Annotated in this window: 21 protein-coding genes and 2 pseudogenes; 10 read left to right on the top strand and 13 right to left on the bottom strand. The window is 56.5% G+C overall.

The window, feature by feature from the left end:
• Nucleotides 1–68: 68 nt before the first annotated feature.
• The 6 genes from K7H21_RS13910 to K7H21_RS13885 all read right to left on the bottom strand — a co-directional run bounded on the left by K7H21_RS13910 (nt 69) and on the right by K7H21_RS13885 (nt 5173).
• Nucleotides 69–986: a bestrophin family protein gene (locus K7H21_RS13910; RefSeq protein ID WP_049113368.1), complete on the bottom strand. Its 918-nt coding sequence runs from the start codon at nt 984–986 to the stop codon at nt 69–71.
• 203 nt (nt 987–1189) lie between these two features.
• On the bottom strand, nt 1190–2098 hold the full coding sequence (locus K7H21_RS13905; RefSeq protein WP_087829361.1) for a cation diffusion facilitator family transporter: 909 nt from the start codon (nt 2096–2098) through the stop codon (nt 1190–1192).
• A gap of 197 nt (nt 2099–2295) precedes the next feature.
• Nucleotides 2296–3165: an oxygenase MpaB family protein gene (locus K7H21_RS13900; RefSeq protein ID WP_223035867.1), complete on the bottom strand. Its 870-nt coding sequence runs from the start codon at nt 3163–3165 to the stop codon at nt 2296–2298.
• A gap of 115 nt (nt 3166–3280) precedes the next feature.
• Nucleotides 3281–3712 (bottom strand): OsmC family protein, encoded by a 432-nt coding sequence (locus tag K7H21_RS13895; RefSeq protein ID WP_223035866.1) that lies wholly within the window; start codon nt 3710–3712, stop codon nt 3281–3283.
• A 79-nt stretch (nt 3713–3791) separates the two neighbouring features.
• Nucleotides 3792–4271 (bottom strand): GNAT family N-acetyltransferase, encoded by a 480-nt coding sequence (locus K7H21_RS13890; protein ID WP_004120582.1) that lies wholly within the window; start codon nt 4269–4271, stop codon nt 3792–3794.
• Nucleotides 4271–5173: a LysR family transcriptional regulator gene (locus K7H21_RS13885; RefSeq protein ID WP_004120583.1), complete on the bottom strand. Its 903-nt coding sequence runs from the start codon at nt 5171–5173 to the stop codon at nt 4271–4273. The genes K7H21_RS13890 and K7H21_RS13885 overlap by 1 nt, the downstream gene beginning before the upstream one ends.
• Nucleotides 5174–5287: 114 nt before the next feature.
• On the opposite strand from K7H21_RS13885, the gene K7H21_RS13880 reads away from it, so the two are divergent.
• From K7H21_RS13880 to K7H21_RS13865, 4 genes are all read left to right on the top strand, one after another.
• Nucleotides 5288–6139, top strand: coding sequence for a Vmh family MBL fold metallo-hydrolase (locus K7H21_RS13880; RefSeq protein WP_004120584.1), 852 nt, complete (start codon nt 5288–5290; stop codon nt 6137–6139).
• 221 nt (nt 6140–6360) lie between these two features.
• Nucleotides 6361–6501 carry a stationary-phase-induced ribosome-associated protein gene (gene sra / locus K7H21_RS13875; protein ID WP_004101955.1) on the top strand — a complete coding sequence of 47 codons (141 nt, stop codon included), beginning with the start codon at nt 6361–6363 and terminating at the stop codon, nt 6499–6501.
• A 183-nt stretch (nt 6502–6684) separates the two neighbouring features.
• Nucleotides 6685–8382: an NAD-dependent malic enzyme gene (locus K7H21_RS13870; RefSeq protein ID WP_223035865.1), complete on the top strand. Its 1698-nt coding sequence runs from the start codon at nt 6685–6687 to the stop codon at nt 8380–8382.
• A 321-nt stretch (nt 8383–8703) separates the two neighbouring features.
• Nucleotides 8704–10416, top strand: coding sequence for an ABC-F family ATP-binding cassette domain-containing protein (locus K7H21_RS13865; protein ID WP_223035864.1), 1713 nt, complete (start codon nt 8704–8706; stop codon nt 10414–10416).
• A 37-nt stretch (nt 10417–10453) separates the two neighbouring features.
• Here the strand turns inward: K7H21_RS13865 and K7H21_RS13860 are convergent.
• From K7H21_RS13860 to K7H21_RS13840, 6 genes and pseudogenes are all read right to left on the bottom strand, one after another.
• Nucleotides 10454–10948: pseudogene (locus K7H21_RS13860) on the bottom strand (GNAT family N-acetyltransferase); the annotation flags it as partial.
• 77 nt (nt 10949–11025) lie between these two features.
• A complete protein-coding gene (locus K7H21_RS13855) occupies nt 11026–11505 on the bottom strand; it encodes an Hcp family type VI secretion system effector (RefSeq protein ID WP_142445722.1) in 480 nt (159 codons plus the stop codon).
• Between the two features lie 54 nt (nt 11506–11559).
• Nucleotides 11560–11748: a hypothetical protein gene (locus tag K7H21_RS28990; protein ID WP_049113377.1), complete on the bottom strand. Its 189-nt coding sequence runs from the start codon at nt 11746–11748 to the stop codon at nt 11560–11562.
• A 2-nt stretch (nt 11749–11750) separates the two neighbouring features.
• Nucleotides 11751–12443, bottom strand: a complete 693-nt coding sequence (locus K7H21_RS13850; RefSeq protein WP_223035863.1) for a hypothetical protein — start codon at nt 12441–12443, stop codon at nt 11751–11753.
• A gap of 38 nt (nt 12444–12481) precedes the next feature.
• A pseudogene (locus K7H21_RS13845) lies at nt 12482–12934 on the bottom strand (recombinase family protein).
• A 262-nt stretch (nt 12935–13196) separates the two neighbouring features.
• Nucleotides 13197–13796 carry an inorganic diphosphatase gene (locus K7H21_RS13840; protein ID WP_123828081.1) on the bottom strand — a complete coding sequence of 200 codons (600 nt, stop codon included), beginning with the start codon at nt 13794–13796 and terminating at the stop codon, nt 13197–13199.
• 256 nt (nt 13797–14052) lie between these two features.
• On the opposite strand from K7H21_RS13840, the gene adhP reads away from it, so the two are divergent.
• Nucleotides 14053–15063, top strand: a complete 1011-nt coding sequence (gene adhP, locus K7H21_RS13835; protein ID WP_004120604.1) for an alcohol dehydrogenase AdhP — start codon at nt 14053–14055, stop codon at nt 15061–15063.
• Between the two features lie 43 nt (nt 15064–15106).
• Here adhP and K7H21_RS13830 read toward each other — a convergent pair whose 3' ends face one another.
• On the bottom strand, nt 15107–15676 hold the full coding sequence (locus tag K7H21_RS13830; protein ID WP_004120608.1) for a hypothetical protein: 570 nt from the start codon (nt 15674–15676) through the stop codon (nt 15107–15109).
• A gap of 207 nt (nt 15677–15883) precedes the next feature.
• Between K7H21_RS13830 and K7H21_RS13825 the strand changes: the two genes are divergently transcribed.
• Genes K7H21_RS13825 through K7H21_RS13805 form a run of 5 tightly spaced genes read left to right on the top strand, consistent with a single transcriptional unit; the run spans nt 15884 to nt 21896 of the window.
• Nucleotides 15884–17506 (top strand): TIGR04028 family ABC transporter substrate-binding protein, encoded by a 1623-nt coding sequence (locus tag K7H21_RS13825; RefSeq protein WP_223035862.1) that lies wholly within the window; start codon nt 15884–15886, stop codon nt 17504–17506.
• Between the two features lie 10 nt (nt 17507–17516).
• A complete protein-coding gene (locus K7H21_RS13820) occupies nt 17517–18461 on the top strand; it encodes an ABC transporter permease (protein ID WP_087829368.1) in 945 nt (314 codons plus the stop codon).
• A complete protein-coding gene (locus K7H21_RS13815) occupies nt 18458–19309 on the top strand; it encodes an ABC transporter permease (protein ID WP_223035861.1) in 852 nt (283 codons plus the stop codon). The genes K7H21_RS13820 and K7H21_RS13815 overlap by 4 nt, the downstream gene beginning before the upstream one ends.
• Nucleotides 19306–20910 carry a dipeptide ABC transporter ATP-binding protein gene (locus K7H21_RS13810; RefSeq protein ID WP_123828083.1) on the top strand — a complete coding sequence of 535 codons (1605 nt, stop codon included), beginning with the start codon at nt 19306–19308 and terminating at the stop codon, nt 20908–20910. The genes K7H21_RS13815 and K7H21_RS13810 overlap by 4 nt, the downstream gene beginning before the upstream one ends.
• On the top strand, nt 20907–21896 hold the full coding sequence (locus K7H21_RS13805; RefSeq protein WP_223035860.1) for a putative FMN-dependent luciferase-like monooxygenase: 990 nt from the start codon (nt 20907–20909) through the stop codon (nt 21894–21896). Before K7H21_RS13810 ends, K7H21_RS13805 begins: the two co-directional genes overlap by 4 nt.
• Nucleotides 21897–21904: the final 8 nt, after the last annotated feature.

Genomic DNA, 21904 nt, shown 5'->3' with positions numbered 1-21904 from the left:
GACTGTATAATCAATGTTATCTATCACGCGTTAGATTTAACTTATTTAACGAATAATAAACATACAAATTAGGTCAGATTGTAGTAGCGATCCGGCTCAAGTTGCGCCGGCAAAGGATGCTGCCCGGTCATATCCAGCAGGTTGCGCTCAATGGTGTTGCACATTGCGTTCAGCGGCAAATCATTGGCCGCGGTACCAAACGGATCCTCCAGCTCTTCCGCCAGCGAATCCCATGACAGAAAGGTGTAGGAGATAAAGACCGACACGAACGGCGTCATATAGTGCAGATCGCCGACGAGGGCAAATGGCAGCAGCGTACAGAACAGGTAAACCGTACGCTGCAAAATAAGCGTGTAAGCAAAGGGTACCGGCGTGCTGGCGAGGCGCTCACAGCCGCCCAGCGCATGACCGAGCTCATCAAGCTTATTGTCCATCAGGCTGAAGGTCATATCGCTGAGTTTCCCCTCCGCGCGAAGACGCCCCAGCTCATTCCCCGCCAGCAGCAGAATACGGTTGGTGGGCATCGAGCTGGCGAGAATATCCGCCACGTCTGGCGGCGGCAGCAAACGTGCTAAATCGGCGCTCGGGTCCGTCTTGCGCAACTGATGCTTCAGGCTCCAGCTAAACGCGACCAGGTAGCTCACCAACCGCTGATGGGATACGCTTTCCATTGGCAGGATATTCTTCAACTGGCGCACCAGCGTTCTCTGCGCAATCAGGACCGTTCCCCACAGATTACGCGCTTCAACAAAGCGGTTGTATCCGGCGCTATTACGAAAGCCGAGAAAAATGGCAATGGCAATCCCCAGCAGGCTAAACGGCGCGACGGTAAGATGGATCCCCAACTGCTCGTACCATTGATAGCTGATGATGGCGATAATCGACATCAGCAGATTAAGCAACAGGCGAAAGACGATTTTTGACAGCACCGAACCGTGCCAGTCAAACAGACGAAGAAACCAGTGTTGTTCTGGCCGGATAATCATTGTATTACTTCCTGAAATTTCGTACGGACAATAGATATTTTCTATTAGCCGATTGGTTTTTTATATTGATTAAAAACACGACAATGCGTCAACCTGCTATTAATCAGCGATGAAAGAATAGCCACTGAATTATGGTCCTTTTTTATTATCCAGGCAATATTGTCTGCAGAATAATAAAGCCCTTTAGGTTGCTGAGGAATAAACTAGGTACTCATTGCGGCTATTTCCGCGCGACAAGGGTCGATATGAATCATCATATGCAAAACGTTATGGCTATTTAATACCCGCGAGCGCGCCGTCAGCGCAATATCGTGTCCTTGGGCAACCGATAAGTTTCCCGGCACCTCAATGTGCACATCGACCAAAATGAAATCTCCGGCACGGCGGGTTTTAAGGTCATGCAGCGCCGCAACGCCAGGCGTCGACAGAATGGTGGCGGTTATCTGCTGCTCGGTATCACGGTCCACTGAGCGATCCATTAAGTCATGCAGAGCGTCAGATGAAAAGGTATAGCCCATGCGGGTGACCAGCGCGCCAACGACCAGCGCGGCAACCGGGTCAAGCCACGGAAAGCCGGCCAGATTGCCGACGATGCCCACTGCGACCACCACCGACGACGCGGCGTCAGAGCGGGCGTGCCACGCGTTGGCGATCAGCATTGAAGACTGGATCCGCGTCGCCGCCCTTAGCATATAGCGGAATAAAACCTCCTTGGCGACCAGCGCGGCGATCGCAACCCACAGCGCGGTTATATGCACATTCTGGATAGACTCCGGATGCCACAGTTTGCCGCAGGCGGACCACAGCATCCCCGCGCCAACCAGCAACAGCAGCGCGCCAATCGCCAGGGAAGCGCCGTTTTCATATCGCCAGTGCCCGTAGGGGTGATCGTCATCCGAAGGCTGGCGGCTTTTTTTATTCGCCAGCAGCACGACAAAATCGGCGACTAAATCGGAAAGCGAATGGATTCCATCGGCTATGAGTCCTTGCGATCCGCAGAACACACCCGCCAGCACCTGAGCGCTGGATAAAAATAGATTGACCACCACGCTGACCATCGTCGTTTTGCGCGCAACCTGAGAACGCCGATCCTCGCCAGTCATCCCGCCCATATTCGCTTCTCCGTAAAAAAATAAATAACGTACGCGCTTTGGCTTAATTTTTCCTGAATAATTCGCCGTCGTTAAGAGAATATTTAATTATTTTTACGACTGCCAAATATATAAATGAGAATAGTTTGTTTTTAAAAAATATAGCCATGACAATAATAGCCATGGCTATATTTCCGGGTAAAACGCAGCCTGAGTAATTAAAATTGATTCATCCGACGCATAGCGCAGTGATAAGCGCCGTTGCGCACCGACGCGCGCAGTACGCGAGCGACGGCGTGCACCGTAATCCGCGCGCTGTGGCGCTGCGTTGCGCTCATCGGTAAATTGAGCATCTCCTGCGCCCACGGCGGCAGCAGATCAATCCCGGCGCACATCATCATTCGCCCAACCGGCTGGCTCAGGCGACCGGGCAGACGGGCCGACAGTAGTACGTCGGCCACTTCCTGCGTTCGCTCATCGCAGCGCAGCGCCGGGCGCATATCCTGCAGGTAGTCGGCAACCTGCCGTGGCGTCACCGGGATATCCCGAGCGCCAAGGCGGCGGGCAATTTCGGCGGCTTCCTGATAATACTGCTCCTGGCGGGCGGGGCTCACCACGGTACGTTTATAGCGCAGATGCGAAGCCATGAAGCTGCTGCATTCGGCGACGTGGACCCAGGTGAGCAGCGCCGGGTCACTGGCCTGATAGGGCGTGCCGTCTTTATCTTTGCCGCTGACCCGCAGGTGGATCCCCTGCACTTTTGCAATCAGCCGTTCGGCGTCGGCGGTGGCACCAAAGGTGGTGGCGGAAATAAACTGGCTGGTACGGCGCAGGCGGCCAAAGATATCTTCGCGAAAGTTTGAGTGATCCCAGACGCCCGCCAGCGCCAGAGGATGCAGCATCTGCAACAGCAGCGCGCTGACGCCGCCGCAGAGCATGGAGGTAAAATCGCCGTGAACCTGCCAGATGGCAGACTGCGGACCAAATAGCCCCGGTTCCCCTTTGGGATGCTCAAAATCGATCTCTTTAAGCGCTATCCCGGTTAAGCCCAGAACCTGAGCCTCAATGGTTTTACGTATGCCGATCATTACCCTACCTGCTCTTTTCCGTAGGCGGCAAAGATAGCATTAATTAACGCCAGGGGCATTTGCCAACAATGGCTTTTAAGGCAGGAGCGCCCGCCGATAGCGGGCGCCAGTGAGCTTATGGATTGAGCTGGTAGTCGAGGCTTATCTCCGCGTTCAGCACCTGCGACACCGGGCAACCGGCTTTGGCTTTTTGAATGACCCCGTCAAACGCATCGGCCTCGATGCCTGGCAGCACAATTTTACTCTGCAGCGCGATTTTGGTGATGGCAAAGCCGCCGCCGGATTTATCCAGCGTCACCACCGCCACGGTATCAATAGAGGTGGCGGTATAGCCCTCTTCGCTCAGCATCAGCGATAGCGCCATAGAGAAACAGGCGGCATGGGCGGCCCCGATCAGCTCTTCCGGGTTGGTACCCTTGACGCCTTCGAAACGGGTATTAAAACCATAAGGCTGCTGGTTCAGCGCGCCGCTCTCGGTCGAGACGGTTCCTTTACCGCTTTTCAGATCCCCTTCCCAATGCGCCTGACCTTTCTTATGGATTGCCATAATATCGCTCCTTTTTGACATTAAAGGGTTAAGTATAGAACCCCTTTACGCATTTGGGCGGCGCGCGGCGTTTTTCAGATCAATCCGTCGGGATATTTTTACTCATATTAACGCCGGTAACGCGGAAACCCGCGGCGTCATAGAGATGGCGCGCGCGTGGGTTATCCCCGGCGACGCGCAGCTTAATTTGGCTGATGCCCTGGCTTTTCAGCGCATGCTCAAAAGCCGCCATTGCTTGTTTACCCAACCCTTGTCCCTGCAATGCCGGATAAATATAAAAATCGCAGATAAAGGCGGAGCGCATTTCTTCATCCGGCTTGTACCAGAGATAGCCGACCCGCTTTTCTGCTCCGTCACCGTCATCGAATAAGCAGCATAAAACCTGGCCGCGGGTATTGACGCCGTCGGGCAGATCCGCGGCGATTTCGCGCTGCGCCTGGGCGAAAGCGGCCGCCGGCGAAAGCGCATAATTGGCCGAGATTTCCGCCGCATAGTCGGGGATAAAATAGTCGAGATAAGCGGGATACTCTTCATCACACATGGGGCGAAGCACTATCATCAAAGGTTTCCTTTTATATCGTGAGTTTGCGCCAGCAGCTGCTGAATCTCGCCGAGAAACAGCGGCAGCGCGCTCGGCTGATAGTCCCTGGAGAGGTAAATCCCATACACGCTTAACGGTTTTGGCCGCCAGGCCGACAACACCAGCTTCAGCGCCCCGCTGTTAAGCGCCCGCTGCGCCTCCAGCTCTGGCAGCATCGCGATGCCGCAGCCAGCTACCGCCGCTTCCATTAGCAGCGAAGAGATCCCGGCGCTAAGATTACCGGAAACCGCCACCGCCACGCTTTCGCCGCCAGGGTCGCTAAACTGCCACGTCTGGCTGGCAAAATGGCTGTAGTGCAGACAGTTGTGGCGGGCGAGATCTTCAGGCGTTTGCAGAGGGCCGTTCTGCTGCAGCCAGCGCGGCGACGCGCAGAGCACCGAACGGCATACGCCAAGGCGGCGGGCAATAGCCCCCGGTTCTGGGTTATCGGTGATCCGTATCGCCACGTCGATACGCTCGCCAATCAGGCTCACCGGATGATTATTGATATCCAGCTCAAGGCGCAGCTGCGGATAGCGGGCGAGAAAATCGGGTAATAACGGAGAAATAAGCTGCATGGCGGTGAAGTGCGCGCAGGCGACGCGCAGCGTACCGCTGGGGATCGCGCGTTCGCTTTGCCCGGCGATCTCATCCGACAGCTGCGTCAGGGTGCGCGTTTTTTGCAGCACCTTTTCCCCCGCAGCCGTGAGCGTCAATTTGCGGGTTGAGCGATGGACCAGCCGGGTACCGGCCCACTGCTCCATCTGCTCCAGATAGCGGCTGACCATCGGGCGCGACATCCCCAGCGCGCGCGCAGCGGCGCTTAAACTCCCCAGTTCACAAATGCGCATATACACCTGCGCGGCGATGACCCTATCCATTCTTTGATTCCATCTGCACGTTTTATGAAACTCAGCATCTCTTTTTTCAGGAATTTTCGCAAATCAGGAAATCCGTACAATAGCGCTCATTCACCTGACCAAGAGAAAATGAATATGAAATTATCTGCCCTGGCTATCGCGAGCACGCTGTTCAGCACGTCCGTTCTGGCTGCCCCTTTAACGCTGCAAACCTACAACCCGCAGGAAAACGCCATTTTCGCAGTGAACTCCACCCTCGCTTCCGGCCCGCATGAAGCGGTGCTGTTTGACGCCCAGTTTAGCGTTAAAGATGGCGAGAAGCTGGTTGAAATGATTCAGAAAAGCGGTAAAAAACTGACCCGCATTGTGATCACTTCCGGCGATCCGGATTTCTACTTCGGCCTCGAGCCGCTGGTGAAGGCCTTCCCGGACGCCAAAGTGGTGGCGACCGCGGAAGTGGTTAAACACATTAACGCCACCAGGGCGGCTAAACTGGCCTACTGGGGCCCACAGATGAAGGACGGCGCGCCGAAGCAGGTTTACGTCCCGCAAGCGCTGACGACAAATACCTTCACCATCGACGGCGAAAAAGTGGAGATCCGCCAGCCGCAAAATTACGCCGCCTATGTGTGGATCCCGGCGAATAAAGCCATTCTTGGCGGCACTGGTGTCGCGTGGGGAATGCACGTCTGGACCGCGGATACCCAAAGCGTGGAGAGCCGCCAGCAGTGGATACATACGCTCGACGAGATGGCCGCGTTGCATCCGCAGCAGGTGATCCCCGGCCATTACCTGGGTACGCCGCCCGCAGGCGACCGTGCGATTACCTTTACCCGCGATTATCTGACCCAGTTCGAGCAGGCGCTTAACGCGCACAAAAACTCCGCTGGCGTCATCAAGGCGATGAAACAGCGCTGGCCGGGACTGGCGGAAGAGAGTTCGCTGGATCTAAGCGCTAAAGTGAATACCGGCGAAATGAAGTGGTAATTCCGGCTATCGCGCGGGTATGCCGGCCGCGATCCGGCCGACATACCGCGGTCCGCTGAAGAGACTGTTCTTAATCTGCCGCCTCAACGTTGCTAATCCTGGTAAAATGGGCCACGCTGATTATCGCCGTGCTAAAAAATGTGCGGCGTACTTAAGGGTTAAATTTCGTCCGACACCCGTCGGGCTTGTCCTTGAAACCGACACAGGATAAAGGAGTAAGAATGAAATCGAACCAACAGGCACGTCATCTTCTCGGTCTGAACTACAAGCTTTCTCAGCAGAAAAAAGTGCTGCTGGAGGGCGATGCGGAAACCACGGTTAACCATGTTCGCGCCACCGGCCGCAAACGCCGCGGTGGCTAACTTTTCAGCTGAATGATGATAAAAACACCGTCCTTTCTACCGGATGGTGTTTTTTTAACGCTATCGTCCTCTTGTTTACCCTCCTTTGATGCCATCTGCCTTATACTCTGCACGCTGCCATTCCCTGCCAGCCCCCGCCTGTCGCCGCGCCCGGGCTGAAGCGATTATCAAGGAGTTAGTGCGATGCAATTCACCCATAAGAAAAACCGCTCTCTTTACATCCCTTACGCCGGCCCCGTGCTGCTTGAGTTTCCGCTGCTCAACAAAGGTAGCGCCTTCAGTATGGAAGAGCGCAGCAGCTTCAACCTGCTGGGTCTGCTGCCAGAAGTGGTCGAAACCATCGAAGAGCAAGCCGAACGCGCGTGGATCCAGTACCAGGGATTTAAAACCGAGATCGACAAACACATTTATCTGCGCAACATCCAGGACACCAACGAAACGCTGTTCTACCGTTTGGTCGGCAACCATCTCGATGAGATGATGCCTGTTATCTATACCCCGACCGTCGGCGCCGCCTGCGAACGCTTTTCTGAGATCTATCGTCGCGCCCGCGGCGTGTTTATCTCTTATCAGAACCGCAATAACCTCGACGATATTCTGCAAAACGTGCCGAACCACAACGTCAAGGTGATAGTGATGACCGACGGCGAACGTATTCTCGGCCTCGGTGACCAGGGGATCGGCGGGATGGGCATTCCTATCGGCAAACTGTCGCTGTATACCACCTGTGGCGGTATCAGTCCGGCCTACACGCTGCCGGTAGTCCTGGACGTCGGTACCAACAACCAGCAGCTACTGGACGATCCGCTGTATATGGGCTGGCGTCACCCGCGTATTACCGACGACGAGTACTATCAGTTTGTTGACGACGTTATCCAGGCGATTAAAGCCCGCTGGCCGGACGTACTGCTGCAGTTCGAAGACTTCGCGCAGAAAAACGCCATGCCGCTGCTCAACCGCTATCGCCACGAAGTGTGCTCTTTTAACGATGATATCCAGGGCACAGCTGCGGTCACCGTCGGTACGCTGATCGCCGCCAGCCGCGGCGCGGGCAGCCAGCTGAGCGAGCAGAAAATTGTCTTCCTCGGCGCCGGCTCCGCGGGCTGCGGTATCGCCGAGCAGATCGTCGCCCAAATCCAGCGCGAAGGGTTAAGCGAAGAGGAAGCCCGCAAGCGCGTGTTTATGGTTGACCGTTTCGGCCTGCTGACCGACGCCATGCCGAACCTGCTGCCGTTCCAGAGCAAACTGGTACAAAAGCGTGAGCATCTGCAAGCGTGGGATACCACGAATGATGTGCTGTCGTTGCTTGACGTGGTGCGCAACGTCAAACCGGACATCCTGATCGGCGTTTCCGGCCAGCCGGGTCTGTTCACCGAAGAGATTATCCGCGAGATGCATAAGCACTGCCCGCGGCCAATCGTCATGCCGTTGTCCAACCCGACCTCCCGGGTGGAAGCCACGCCGCAAAACATCCTCAGCTGGACCGATGGCGCGGCGCTGGTTGCTACCGGCAGCCCGTTCGCCCCGGTCACGCTCAAAGGTAAACAGTACGTTATCGCTCAGTGCAATAACTCCTATATCTTCCCGGGAATTGGCCTCGGCGTGATCGCTTCGGGCGCGTCTCGCGTCACCGATGAAATGCTGATGGCCGCCAGCGAAACTCTGGCGAAACACTCGCCGCTGGTAAATAACGGCGAAGGCCCGGTTCTGCCGGAGCTGAAGAATATCCAGACCGTCTCGCAGGCGATTGCCTTCGCGGTCGGCAAAGTAGCGCAGGAACAAGGCGTGGCGGTGAAAACCTCAGCCGAAGCGCTGCTGCAGGCGATTGCCGATAACTTCTGGCAGCCGGAGTACCGCAGTTACCGCCGGACGTCGATTTAACCGGAAATCAGCCGTATAACGGGCCTGCTTTGCAGGCCTTTTTCTGTTCTTCATCTAGCCAAACTGCTTTTATCCCTCTACACTGCCAGCACCCATCAACTAACTGAATAGAAAAGGAGGATCCCATGTCGTACCGTGAAATGTTTTTTTCACGTGCATTTGGCGATCGCACCAGCTCAAGCGTTATCGGTATCGTGCTGCGATAACTTCAGCTTGAGCGAAGAAACCAAAGACTAAATCCCTTCCCTCGGGCTTACCGGGTTATCGTCAGCGATGTTTGACGAGGCATTAACATGCCTGTAACTCTTGAGTAAGTTCACAATGAGCACATTACTAACTGCACAATCTCTTCATGTTGATACGGCGTTTGGTCCGCTGTTCACTAACCTCTCCTTTACCCTGAAAAAAGGCGACCGCATTGGCCTGATTGGCTACAACGGCTGCGGAAAGAGTACCCTGCTACAGGTGTTGGACGGCACTATCGTGCCCAATTCGGGCAGCGTGGCGCTGGCCAATCACTGTCTGATGGCGCGAGTGGAACAGCATCTACCCGATACGCTGTTAGCGCAGCCTCTGCTGCAGGCGGTACTGGCGAAACTTCCCGTCCTTGAACGTGAGAGCCAGCGCTGGCAAGCAGAAAGGCTGCTGGCGGAGATGGGCTTTACGCCAGATGAGGTCCTGCAGCTGGCGTCAACGCTTAGCGGCGGTCAGCACACCCGGCTGCTGCTTGCCAGAGCGCTGATCCAGCAACCGGATCTCCTGCTGCTGGATGAGCCGGGAAACCACCTCGACCTGCCGACCCTCCTGTGGCTGGAAAGCTTCTTGCAGACCTGGCAGGGGAGCTTCGTTCTGGTGTCGCATGACAATATCCTATTGGATGCTGTAACTAATGCCAGTTGGATCCTGCGCGACAGAACCCTGCACGCCTTCTCCCTGCCCTGCAGCGCCGCCCGTCAGGCGCTGGAAGCCCAGGACGCCAGCGACGCGCTGCGCCATAAAGCGGAGCAAAAGGAGATCGACCGGGTCGCCGCCAGCGCCAAACGGCTGGCCATCTGGGGACGGACGTATGACAACGAAGATCTTTCGCGCAAAGCCAAGCAGATGGAAAAGCAGGTTCAGCGCCTGAAGGATAGCCAAACCGAGCTCACCGACGGAACGCCCTGGCGGCTGGCGCTGTGCGGCGACATGCTGCGGGCCGATCGACTGCTGGAGATGGAACAGCTCCCCGTTTCGCCCGCGCCGGGTCTGCCGGCCCTGTTCACTGCGGGCCTGGCGCGTCTGAAAAGCGGCGATCGGGTGGCGGTGATGGGACGTAACGGCTGCGGCAAGTCTTCGCTGCTGCGTCTGCTGTGGCGGCAAATGCAGCATGAAACGACGGAGCCCGGTCTGCGTCTGCATCCGCGGCTGAAGCCCGGTTACTACGACCAGACCCTGCATCAACTGGCGGATGGAGACACCCTTCTCGACGCGCTGGAGCCCTTTGAACCGGCGCCGGAGACGCGCAGGCGGGCGCTGATCTCCGCCGGGTTTAGCTGGGCGCGTCACGGGCAAAAGGTCGCCACCTTAAGCGGCGGCGAGCGTTCGCGCTTGCTGTTCGTCGGCCTGTCTCTGGCCCGCTATAGCCTGCTGCTGCTGGATGAGCCCACCAACCATTTAGATATGGATGGCAAAACGGCGCTGGCGGCGACGCTGAACGACTACCCCGGCGGCCTGCTGCTGGTCAGCCACGATCGCGAGCTCATCAACCACAGCTGCAATCGCTTCTGGCTTATCGACGAGCGCGGGCTAAGCGAATGGCAAAGCGCCGACGAGGTGTATGACGTTTTACGCGCCGCCGTTCGCCGTCCGCTGATAGAGGAGACGACGGTGAACAGGCGCGAAGCAGAGGACGATCATGATGCGCTGCTGGAGCGGTTAATCACGCTTGAGCAGCTGCTGGCCGACGATCTGGCGCGCAAGCCAAAACATCAAAAACCGCAGCTGCAGGCGCAGTGGCGTAAGGAGATGGCGACGATCAATACGAAATTAAGCTAAAAGAGGTTCTCCCGGCGCGGCGATTCGCGCCGGGAGATTATCCAGCGCGGGCCTGCTGCCGGCTAAACTGCTGCTCGGTCATCATCCGCCCCCACTGATCGCCCTGCCACTCTTTATGCAGCGTGAAGCCGAAGGATTCATATAGCCTGCGGGCGGCGTTCAGCCCGCTGAAGGTCCACAGCTGCACCGCAGAAAAGCCCTGGCTATCGCAAAAAGCCATCGCTTCATTCAGCAGACGGCGGCCAATGCCGCTTCCCCGACAGCTATCGTCGAGGATAAACCAGCGCAGGTGCGCTTGATTGTTACCGAGGTCTTCGCCGTCAATCGCCACCGATCCGACAATCTGCCCACCCTGAACGGCAAGCCAAACCCGGTTGCACGGTTTCTCAAGACGACCGGAAAACTCCGCTAGCCCGCTGGCCACCTTGCTCTCGAAAAAGTGACCAAATCCGTAGTGCTTCGCATAGTACTCGCCGTGCATCTGCGTAATGCGGCCAATCATTCCCGGACGAAAGCCGGTAACGATAGCAATCCTCGTGGTTAAGTCGCTCATTTTAACTCCTCGTCAGAGCCAAGGGAGACAATGGCCTCCCTTGGTACCCCTTGTCATCAGGCACAACAACGATCGTTCCATGAATCACGATAGATAATATTACCCTCCGTATACATCCAGGTAATTGCTTCATAACGCAATTCAAGCGTTTCAAGGTGAGTACTACTCATACCGTCAGGAGACAGGAATGGTGCGACCGTTGTGAACCTGACGTTTTCAAGAATGATATTGAAATACTCGGCCTCGATGCCCGATTCCAGAATGCGGTACATCTTGATTGTAGCCTTTTTCATGGTCCGGCCTTCACAGACCGCGCGGTACAGAAGTGGTGTTGTCTGATCAAATTCTTTCACTATCGTTATAGGGCGGTGAACGCGTGTACCTGTAAGTTTTCCCCAGCTCGGGTCAACCGGAATAGTGACACCGTGAGAGAATGATTTTAATTCGATTGAACCCAGGCGAAGTGGCATTTGGCAACTGCCAACAATCGGCGAACCATTTTCATCTTCAAGCCATAAATGTGCGGGTATAGACATAGAATTTCCTTATAAATAAATTTCAAATAATGCTAAATTTTGATGTTTTGATGATTACCATTTCACATATCGATAAAAAATAACGATCACAAAAATGCAGAATATGGGGACAGGCCATATTGGTCCGTCAGGAAAAATTTGAAAAAGGACAATTGCAAATAAAAGTGTCAATAAGGCAGGACCGTACATCGATATCAATGACCTGAATATCCGTCTGAAAAACCTTTTAATAAGACTCATCATGATTATCGAATCATCCTGGTGATGATGTTTGCAATCTCACCATCCGATACCCATTGTGCATTAAACGCTTCAGCTCGTTCAAACAATGGCTCCATCAGGAAGTACATCATCTCCAGCTCTTGTGCATATAGCGCTGAGTAGTACGCTGGACAATTAATAGCAAGACGACGCGCACTATCTGCTGCATTCTGCACAACGCCATATAAACCAATAATCCCAACAATACCTCCCGCTCTTCGCCCTGCCAGTGCACTGAGTTCAAGACTTAAATTCATGCCTGCAGCGACAAATGATGCTGTTGCTAAAGCAAATCCTGTATTTGTGAGTGAACTTGCGGCAATATGAATATTTACTGCCATCAACAGTTGTTTGATGTGCTCTAGTTGAACGGACGTTTTGTATCGGAATACTTCTTCAAAGTAAATTCTAAGCATTTCATACACAACATCTCCACGCCTTATAATATGATAAACGCCTTTAGTAAATCGGATATCTTCGGACTTTTGTTTCTGGCATACGACCTGATATTCATCAGTAAAGCAGGATGTATAATACAGCACACGCGTTGCACCTGCACCGATCCTTTCAATCTGATTTGATACGTCTTTTCCTACACCCTCTAATGCGTGGTCGAGTTTTAACGCAAGAATTTCATTAGCCTGCAAATAACTTATAACTTCATTTCTGTAGTACATAGCCGCTCCTTGCTTATTTCATTAAATCCGGTTAATCATTATTCCCCACGGGAAAGCGTCCGATAGACCGTGGGGCGGGAGACGGAGAATAATTCAGCCAGATCGCTGATAGAGTACTCGCCGCTTCCGTGCATCCTGCAAAGCTATTTCTGCTGTTTATCTGACAGCTTCGACTGCTTCCCCCGCAGTTTTCCTTTAGCCCAGGCGATGGCCATCTCTTCGCGCGTGCGAAGACGTATCAGGTCGCCTTCAAACTCGGCAAACGTCGCCAGCACATTAAAGAACATTTTCGGTACGACCAGCGTGTCTCCCTGGCGAACTGCCGCCAGAGCCTGAGCCAGACCGGGACGCTGGCGATTTGAACCGGTCAGTCCCTTATCGGTATAAATCCGGTCCGGGGAAACGCCCAGACCGACGAGGGCTTCCTGCTGTGCAGCCAGATCCTGGCGGTCAGTTGAACATCGGGCATAGCCAATACGTATTTCTGTCATAAATATGTACGTATAAGGGGCCGTGAAAGAGATTTATATCGTACCAGTGATATGAAACAACGTCAGCAGTGAGATTGACCGGGATCTTATTACCCGTGAAAAAAGCAATCCCGAGCGCATCGTCGCCACGCAGGGGCTGAAGAAAAGGACGCAGGGTAACGGAAATTTCGGCGGTTCCGGCGTAGTTCCCCGTATTGCCGCACTCTGCGGACAATAAGGCGAAGAAAAAGCGACAGGCACCGGGCGATGCCTGTTTTTCCGCTTATTGCGGATTTTTCTCTTTCCAGGCATCCCATGCCGCTTTAATTTCCTGCTTCGCGGCGGCGGAATCGTTAAAGCCGTTCAGCTCCACTTTTTTACGCCCTTCCGGCAGCTGTTTGTAAACGCGGAAGAAAGCCTGCAAACGCTCCTGCTCAATTTTCGGCAGATCGCCGATCGCGTTGATATCATCGTAGGTTGGGTCGATTTTGCTTGCCGGAACGGCAATGATTTTGTCGTCCTTCTCGCCGCCATCAATCATCTTGAGCACGCCAATCGCGCGCAGCTTAATCAGCGTTCCCGGCGCCATCGGCGCGCGGGTGTAAAACACCACGTCCAGCGGATCGCCATCCCCTGCCAGAGATTGGGTCAGCGAGCCGTAGTTAGCCGGATAGGCCACCGGCATCGACTGAAAACGATCGGCGATCAGAAAGCCGGTTTTGGCGTCGGTTTCATATTTGATAATCCCGCCCGCGGGAATTTCGGTCACCGCATAAAACTCTTCAGGATTGTTTTTCGGCTGCGGGAAATCCAGTACGTTCTGCGCCTGAGCGGCAGCGGAAAGCAGAAGGCCTGAGGCAAGGAGTGTTTTTACCAGATGCATTGTATTGTCGCTCTCTCGTTATAAGAAATTGAAATACAGAACGATAGAGGCCGCAAATGAAGCGTGCATGACGTAACGATGACGGTAATGTGACGATAATTTCATTAATAAATCTGATTAAAAAAACGGCACATGAAACTCATCTCAGCCAGGAACTGCTATTATTCCCTTGATTTTGTGATGATTTGAGCTAAACCTTAGCATGCGTAAAAAACAAAATTGTGTTAGTACGCTTATGTTCAATAAGGAGAACAGAATGAAAGCTGCTGTTGTCACGCAAGATCATCAGGTCAATGTTACGGAAAAAACGCTTCGTCCACTGCAACATGGCGAAGCCCTATTAAAAATGGATTGCTGCGGCGTATGCCACACCGACCTGCACGTCAAGAACGGCGATTTTGGCGATAAAACCGGGGTCATCCTTGGCCATGAAGGCGTGGGCGTCGTACAGCAGGTCGGTCCTGGCGTGCATTCTCTGAAGCCGGGCGATCGCGCCAGCGTCGCGTGGTTCTTCGAAGGCTGCGGGCATTGTGAATATTGTAACAGCGGCAACGAGACGCTGTGTCGCTCGGTGAAAAACGCCGGCTATACCGTCGATGGCGGTATGGCGGAAGAGTGCATCGTCATGGCCGATTATGCGGTCAAAGTGCCGGACGGGCTGGATTCAGCGGCGGCCAGCAGCATCACCTGCGCGGGCGTGACGACCTATAAAGCGGTAAAAGTCTCCCATATCAAACCCGGCCAGTGGATCGCCATCTATGGCCTCGGCGGCCTCGGCAACCTGGCGCTGCAGTACGCCAAAAACGTGTTTAACGCCAAAGTGATCGCCCTTGACGTTAACGATGAACAGCTGAAGCTGGCCGCAGAAATGGGCGCGGACCTGACCATCAACTCCCGCAGCGAAGACGCGGCCAAAATCATTCACGAGAAAACGGGCGGCGCGCATGCCGCAGTGGTCACCGCCGTCGCTAAAGCGGCGTTCAACTCAGCGGTAGACGCGGTTCGCGCCGGCGGACGCGTGGTGGCGGTAGGCCTGCCCCCGGAAGCGATGAGCCTGGACATTCCGCGTCTGGTCCTCGACGGAATTGAGGTGGTCGGTTCGCTGGTCGGCACCCGTCAGGATCTGACCGAAGCCTTCCAGTTCGCCGCAGAAGGTAAAGTCGTACCGAAAGTCACCCTGCGCCCGCTGGGCGATATCAACGCCATCTTTAAAGAGATGGAACAGGGGCAGATTCGCGGCCGTATGGTCATTGATTTCCGCCGCTAATCGTCGGACCTCTCCCCGCTGCGGGAGAGGTTTCATTTCCCATTTACACGCATGGCCCCGTTGCGCAACCGTACATCATCACCAGCGGAAATAGCGGCACCAGCGGAATCAGGGCGATCTCTCCCAGCGGGCTAATGGTCTGCGTTGTATCGTTAATTGACACCACCACCGGGCTGGCAAGCCGATAAGCGTCATCCAGCTCATTGGGATCAACGGTTGACCAGAAACCGGTCGCTTTAAACAGCACGCCAAGATGCTCGTTGTCCAGTGCATTCGCTTTATATTGGTTGGTTAATAAAGTTTGTTGGCTGGCATCCAGCCTGCGCTTGTCGAGCACCACCAGATATTCCGCAACAACCTCATGCTGTTTCACGACAAAATTCACCCGTACGCCGGATGCGACCTTATTGAAGCGTTCGTAGAAAGTATTATAACGCTGGTACTCCTGCGGCACCCCTTTACGGAAGAATCGATAGCTGTATTTATTTGAATTGGCAATGATGCCCGACTCAATAGGTTTAACCTTAATAATGGTATCGGTAGAAGGCAAATTGGGTGCGCTGGTACAGCCCGCCAGCACCGTCACCGCCAACATCAGTAAATACTTCAGCATCGTTGCTATCCCTTTGTTACGCTGACTATCTCTCAGCCATTAAATTATCCATCATGAGTTTCAGCTGAAAGGCATGGAAATACCAGCCCCTAAAAATCGATCCGGGTATAAATGCTTTTTATGCAAATGCTTAGCGCAAATCCTCACTTCCTTTGTTAAAACGCGCGCCCGATGATGACCAAACAATAGATAACAAAGGAATTCACCATGCACACCCGTTTTCGCCTGCCCGCGCTGGCGGCACTTTTTTTAAGCGGCGCCTTTTCCGCGTGGGCCGCCGATGCGCCGGTTAAAGGCGGCACGTTAATTTATCTGGAGCAACAGCCGCATACTAATCTTTATCCGCCGGCCGGCGGGTTCTATCCCAACGGCGGTATCCTGAATCAAATAACCGATAAGCTGACCTGGCAAAATCCCGAAACCCTACAAGTCGAACCCTGGATTGCCGAAAGCTGGAGCGTTAACCCCGATAAAACCGAATATACCTTTAAGATTCGCCCTGGCGTCACCTTCTCGGACGGAACCCCGCTTGACGCCAATGCGGTTGCCAAAAACTTTGATACCTACGGGCTTGGGAATAAAGCGCGCCGCCTACCGGTTTCCGAGGTGATTAATAATTACGATCGCAGCGAAGTCATCGATCCATTGACGATAAAATTCTACTTTAAAAAGCCCTCGCCGGGATTTCTGCAGGGCACCGCGACCATCGGCTCCGGACTGGTTTCCCTCAGCACCCTGGCGCGTAATTTTGAAGAGTTGGGGGACGCCCGCCATATTATTGGTTCCGGACCTTTTACGGTTAAAGATGAAAAACCGGGGCGTGAACTCACGCTGGTCGCGCGTAAAGATTATCAATGGGGGCCAAAAAGCCTCGCCCAGCAGGGACCAGCCAATCTCGACGGCATAACCTATATCGTCACCCCGGAGGATGGCGTGCGTATTGGCGCGCTGCTGGCGGGACAGGCCGATTTTATCCGCCAGGTGCAGGCCTACGATGAGAAGCAGGCCACCGATGCAGGCTTTAAAATCTATGCCGCTCCGACGCGCGGCGTCAACGATAGCCTGAGCTTCCGCCCGGATAACCCGCTGGTTGCCGACCTGCGCGTGCGCCAGGCGCTGCTGCACGCCACCAACGCGAAACAGGTGGTCGAAACCCTGTTCTCCGCCAACTATCCGCAGGCCACTTCCGTCATCGCCAGCAGCGCGGCCGGATACATAAACCTCAGTGATAAGCTGGCTTTCGATCCGGCCAAAGCGAAACAGCTGCTGGATGAGGCGGGCTGGAAACCGGCCGCCGACGGTATACGGGTAAAGGATGGTCAGCGCCTGGCGTTAACCGTCTATGAATCCCTGCCCCAGCCGCAAAACAAAGAGGTACTCCAGCTTATCGCCCAGCAGTGGCGTCAGGTCGGCGTTGCGCTGGCGGTCAAAGCCGGTGATGCCGGTAGCCGTACGCTGGACAGTCTCGACCCGTTGAAAACGCCGCTCACCGTGTCGGAAGTGGGCCGCGCCGACCCTGACGTGGTGAAAAGCATGTTCTTCCCCATTAACCGCGACGCGCTGCTGCAAAAAGGCGGCTCCAGCGACAAAGTGCAAAGCTTCCGCGACGATAAGCTCAACGCGCTGCTGACCGCGATCTCAGCCGAAGTCGAGCCGAAAAAACGCCTTCAGCTCACCGGCGACGCCCAGCGCTACCTGCTGGATAACGCCTACGTGATCCCGATATTTGAAGAGCCGCAGGTCTTTGCCGGCGCCCCCTGGGTGAAAGGCGTCAGTTTTGAAGCGGTAGGCCGCCCGTCGTTCTACGGCGCGTGGCTGGAAAAGCACTAAGGAGCCCGCGATGAGCCACTATCTTCTGCGGCGCTCCGGCCAGGGACTACTGGTGCTGTGGGCGGCGTTTACTCTCTCCTTCGTCCTGTTACAGGTGCTGCCCGGCGATGCGGTACTGATCAAGTTTCAGAACCCGGATCTGGGACTGAGCCCCGAGCAGATCGCCGAAATGCGCCTCGCCTACGGGGCCGATAGCCCGCTGTGGAAGCAGTATTTCCACACGCTATGGGCCATGCTACGGGGCGATTTTGGCTATTCGCTGCAGGCCGGGCTGCCGGTCAGCGCGCTTATCGCCAGCAACCTGCCGGAGACATTAAGCCTGGCGCTGCCCGCCTTTGCGCTGGCGGTGGCGCTGGCGTTCACCCTCGCCTTCGCCTCACGGCTGCCGGGTTTGCGCTGGCTGAGCAACACGCTGCAATCGCTGCCGGTGCTGTTTATCTCGCTGCCAACGTTTTGGCTCGGGATCGCCCTGATTCAGCTTTTCTCCTTTCAGCTGCGCTGGATCCCGGTGATCAACCCGGGTCCGGTTGAGGGCTTGATTTTGCCCATTATTGCCGTCGCGGTGCCAATTTCCGCCCCGCTGGCGCAAATCCTGATGCGCAGTCTGGATCAGGTCGCCGCACAGCCATTTGTCGCCGTTGCCCGTGCCAAAGGCCTGAGCGAAACGGGCGTTCTGTGGCGGCACGTTACCGGCAACGCCCTGCTGCCGGTACTCAATATTGCCGGTCTGCTGCTGGGGGAACTGATCGCCGGCGCGCTGATTACCGAAACCGTGTTTGGTCGCGGCGGTCTGGGACTGCTGACGCAGCAGGCCGTCAATAATCAGGATATCGCGGTGCTGCAGGCGGTGGTGATGATCTCTGCCCTCGGTTTCGTACTGATTAACCTGCTGGTCGACCTGCTGATGCCGCTGTTCGACCCGCGCCTGAAAACCGTTATCGGAGGTGCCGTATGAGCCTGGTGGATTACGCAATCGCCGCGCGACGCCGCAGGATAAACTGGCGTACGCTGCGCGTTCAGCCCGGCCTGCTGCTGGCCTGGGCGATAACGATCGTTGCCGCGCTGATGGCGATCGCCCCGCAGCTGTTTACCGCTTATAACCCGCTGGAGGGACTTCCCGGCGCCCAGCGGCTGGCGCCGCAGGCCGGCCACTGGTTGGGCACCGACCAGCTGGGTCGGGATCTGTGGAGCCGCATCGTTTACGGCGCCGTGCATTCCCTCTCCGCCGCGCTGGCGGCGGTGGCGATCGGCCTGTTCATCGGTACCGCGCTGGGCACCCTGGCCGGTGCGCTGGCGGGACGCGTGGAGTCGGCGATCATGCGACTGGTTGACGTGCTGCTGGCGATCCCCGCTTTGTTATTGTCGCTGACGGTCATCATCCTGCTCGGTTTCGGCACCCTTAACTCCGCCGTCGCGGTCGGCGTCGCGGCAATAGCCAGCTTTGCCCGCCTGGCACGAGCGGAAGTGGTTCGCGTGCGCCACAGCGACTTCGTCGAAGCGGCGTACGGCAGCGGCGGCACTTTTTTCGCCGTTTTCTGGCGGCATATTCTGCCCAATTCGCTCACTGCGGTACTGGCTTTTGCCACCCTCCAGTTCGGTCAGGCCATTCTGGCGCTCTCAACCCTGAGTTTTCTCGGCTACGGCACGCCGCCGCCGGTACCGGAGTGGGGGCTGCTGATCGCTGAGGGCCGGAACTATCTCTCCACCGCCTGGTGGCTTACCACCCTTCCCGGCCTTGTGGTGATCGCCGTAGTGCTCGCCGCCAACCGCATCAGCCGTCAATTTAGCGGAGAACGCCCATGAATGTTTTGACCGTCGAGAATCTGCGCATCAGCTATCGTTCGCAGCGCGAATGGCGCGAAGTGGTGCACGACGTCAGTTTTGCGGTAAAACGCGGCGAAATGCTGGCGTTCGTCGGCGAATCCGGTTCGGGTAAAACCACCACCGCGCAGGCGATTATCGGCCTGCTGGCGGATAACGCGCGCCGGGACAGCGGGCGCATCTCGATTAACGGCGAAGATATCAGCGGCTGGTCCGCCAAACGCCTCGACGGCCTTCGCGGCGCGCGGATTAGTCTGGTGCCTCAGGATCCGGGCAACTCCCTGAATCCGGTAAAAACTATCGGCGCTCAGGTGGGCGAAATACTGCGCCTGCATCAGCAAAGCAGCGCCGCAGAGCGTAAAGCGCAGGTGCTGGCGCTACTGGCGAAGGTTGGGCTGAGCCACCCGGAACAGCGCATCGATCAATATCCTCACCAGCTTTCAGGTGGTATGAAGCAGCGGGTGCTGATCGCTATCGCCATCGCCCTGAAACCCGATTTAATCATTGCCGATGAGCCCACCAGCGCCCTCGACGTGACGGTACAAAAACGGATCCTCGACCTGTTGGACACGCTGCGCCGGGAGTCCGGTACGGCGGTGCTGTTCGTCACTCACGATCTGGCGCTGGCGGCGGAACGCGCCGACCGACTGTTGGTCTTTCGCCACGGCGAAATTCAGGAACAGGGCGCGACCGTCGATGTGGTGCGCACGCCGCAGCACGCCTATACCCGCCAGCTGCTCAGCGATCTCCAGGGTTCGACGCTGACCATCCCCCCGGCCAGCGGGCGCGTGCTGGCGACCCCGGCGATCCGCGTAGAGGGCATCAGCAAGCGTTTTTCGCTAGGCCGTGCGCATTTACAGGCGCTGGACGCCGTGAGTTTCGAGGTGAAACGGGGCAGCACCCACGCGCTAGTCGGTGAGTCCGGCTCCGGCAAAACCACCCTTGCGCGGATCCTGCTGGGGTTCGAAAAGGCCGATGTTGGCCATATCGCTATTGACGGTATTGATGCCGGGCATCTCAGCCGCGAGGCGCTCCGCCAGCTGCGGCGTAAAATACAGTTCGTCTACCAGAACCCCTTTGCGTCCCTGGATCCGCGGCAAACGCTGTTTGAGATTATCGAAGAGCCGCTAAAAAACTTTGACCGACTCAACGCCGAGACGAGACGCCAGCGCGTGGAATCGGTCGCCGCCCGCGTGGCGCTCGCGCCGGAGCTGCTGTCGCGTACCGCCCGCGAGCTATCCGGCGGCCAGCGTCAGCGGGTGGCCATCGCCCGCGCGCTTATCCTTGAGCCAACGATCCTGGTGCTGGATGAAGCGACCTCAGCGCTGGACGTCACGGTGCAGGCGCAAATTCTCGCCCTGCTGCAGCAGCTTCAGCAGCAGCTCGGGCTGAGCTATCTGTTTATCACTCACGATTTGGCGACGGTGCGCCGTATCGCCCACAGCGTGACGGTGCTGCGGGCGGGCCAGGTGGTTGAACATGGGGATGTCAGCCGTCTGTTCAGCGCCCCGCAGCATCACTATACCCGCGAGCTTATCGCCGCGATTCCCCACTTTTCATCCCTGAGCAAGGAGGTTGCATGACGCGTAAACGACTGGGCTTTTTCACCCGCCTGCTGGACCACGCCACGCCCAAAGAGCGCTATCGGCTGGCCACCGAGCAAATTCTCCACGCCGAACGCCTTGGGTTCGACAGCGCGTGGATTGCGCAGCACCATTTTCATGAGCACGAAGGCGGCCTGCCATCGCCGCTGGTTTTTCTCGCCCATGCGGCAGCGCACACTGAACGCATCCGTCTGGGAACCGCTATTATCACTCTGCCGATGGAAAACCCGCTACGGGTGGCGGAGGATGCGGCGGTGCTGGATCTGCTCGCCGATGGGCGGCTGGAGGTGGGCTTCGGCTCCGGCGGCACCCCCACCTCGTTTTTACCCTTCGGCCTGACGATCGACCAGCGCAGCGCGGTGTTCGCCGAGCACCTGCATCTGATTCAAAGCGCCTGGCGCGGAGATTCGCTCGCCCATCCGGATAATCATCTTTACCCTCCGGCGCCGCAGCTGGCGGAACGTATCTGGATTGCCACATTTTCCGTCGACGGCGCGGTCCGCGCCGCGCAGGCCGGACATGGACTGATGCTCTCGCGTACCCAGCCGCGCCCGTCCGGGCAACCGATGCTGCCGCTGGACGCGATTCAGAATCCGATTATCGACGCCTATCTCGCCGCGCTGCCCGCGGGCGTCGCGCCGCGGATCCTCGCCTCGCGTACCGCTTTCGTCGCCGACAGCCAGGAGTACGCGCTACATGTCGCCGAATCCGGTTTACGCCGGCAGGCAGCCCAACATCGCGCCGCCGGCCATGAAATTATTGGTGACACTGTCACCGAATTTCTACCGCAGCTTGACGCTCACGTTGGCGACCCCTCACACGTCGCCGCCTCGCTGGCGCGGGATAGCGTGCTGCGGCGGGTGACCGATATTTCGTTTCAGGTGCACTCCGTTGAACCGTCGCACCGGGACACGCTGCGTTCCCTTGAGCTGATCGCTCAGCACATTGCCCCTTCAGTTACATAAGGAGTCAC

The organism is Klebsiella sp. CTHL.F3a (assembly GCF_019890895.1).
GTDB classification, from domain to species: Bacteria; Pseudomonadota; Gammaproteobacteria; order Enterobacterales; family Enterobacteriaceae; genus Klebsiella; species Klebsiella grimontii.
This window is presented reverse-complemented; position numbering and strand designations above follow the sequence as displayed.

Coding starts and splice junctions, on each gene's coding strand:
- K7H21_RS13825 (WP_223035862.1), top strand. CDS start 15,884: ATGCACACCCGTTTTCGCCTGCCCGCGCTGGCGGCACTTTTTTTAAGC.
- K7H21_RS28990 (WP_049113377.1), bottom strand. CDS start 11,748: ATGATGAGTCTTATTAAAAGGTTTTTCAGACGGATATTCAGGTCATTG.
- K7H21_RS13855 (WP_142445722.1), bottom strand. CDS start 11,505: ATGTCTATACCCGCACATTTATGGCTTGAAGATGAAAATGGTTCGCCG.
- K7H21_RS13810 (WP_123828083.1), top strand. CDS start 19,306: ATGAATGTTTTGACCGTCGAGAATCTGCGCATCAGCTATCGTTCGCAG.
- K7H21_RS13850 (WP_223035863.1), bottom strand. CDS start 12,443: ATGTACTACAGAAATGAAGTTATAAGTTATTTGCAGGCTAATGAAATT.
- K7H21_RS13900 (WP_223035867.1), bottom strand. CDS start 3,165: ATGATCGGCATACGTAAAACCATTGAGGCTCAGGTTCTGGGCTTAACC.
- K7H21_RS13805 (WP_223035860.1), top strand. CDS start 20,907: ATGACGCGTAAACGACTGGGCTTTTTCACCCGCCTGCTGGACCACGCC.
- K7H21_RS13870 (WP_223035865.1), top strand. CDS start 6,685: ATGCAATTCACCCATAAGAAAAACCGCTCTCTTTACATCCCTTACGCC.
- K7H21_RS13830 (WP_004120608.1), bottom strand. CDS start 15,676: ATGCTGAAGTATTTACTGATGTTGGCGGTGACGGTGCTGGCGGGCTGT.
- K7H21_RS13815 (WP_223035861.1), top strand. CDS start 18,458: ATGAGCCTGGTGGATTACGCAATCGCCGCGCGACGCCGCAGGATAAAC.
- sra (WP_004101955.1), top strand. CDS start 6,361: ATGAAATCGAACCAACAGGCACGTCATCTTCTCGGTCTGAACTACAAG.
- K7H21_RS13820 (WP_087829368.1), top strand. CDS start 17,517: ATGAGCCACTATCTTCTGCGGCGCTCCGGCCAGGGACTACTGGTGCTG.
- K7H21_RS13895 (WP_223035866.1), bottom strand. CDS start 3,712: ATGGCAATCCATAAGAAAGGTCAGGCGCATTGGGAAGGGGATCTGAAA.
- K7H21_RS13840 (WP_123828081.1), bottom strand. CDS start 13,796: ATGCATCTGGTAAAAACACTCCTTGCCTCAGGCCTTCTGCTTTCCGCT.
- K7H21_RS13885 (WP_004120583.1), bottom strand. CDS start 5,173: ATGGATAGGGTCATCGCCGCGCAGGTGTATATGCGCATTTGTGAACTG.
- K7H21_RS13880 (WP_004120584.1), top strand. CDS start 5,288: ATGAAATTATCTGCCCTGGCTATCGCGAGCACGCTGTTCAGCACGTCC.
- K7H21_RS13865 (WP_223035864.1), top strand. CDS start 8,704: ATGAGCACATTACTAACTGCACAATCTCTTCATGTTGATACGGCGTTT.
- K7H21_RS13905 (WP_087829361.1), bottom strand. CDS start 2,098: ATGGGCGGGATGACTGGCGAGGATCGGCGTTCTCAGGTTGCGCGCAAA.
- K7H21_RS13890 (WP_004120582.1), bottom strand. CDS start 4,271: ATGATAGTGCTTCGCCCCATGTGTGATGAAGAGTATCCCGCTTATCTC.
- K7H21_RS13910 (WP_049113368.1), bottom strand. CDS start 986: ATGATTATCCGGCCAGAACAACACTGGTTTCTTCGTCTGTTTGACTGG.
- adhP (WP_004120604.1), top strand. CDS start 14,053: ATGAAAGCTGCTGTTGTCACGCAAGATCATCAGGTCAATGTTACGGAA.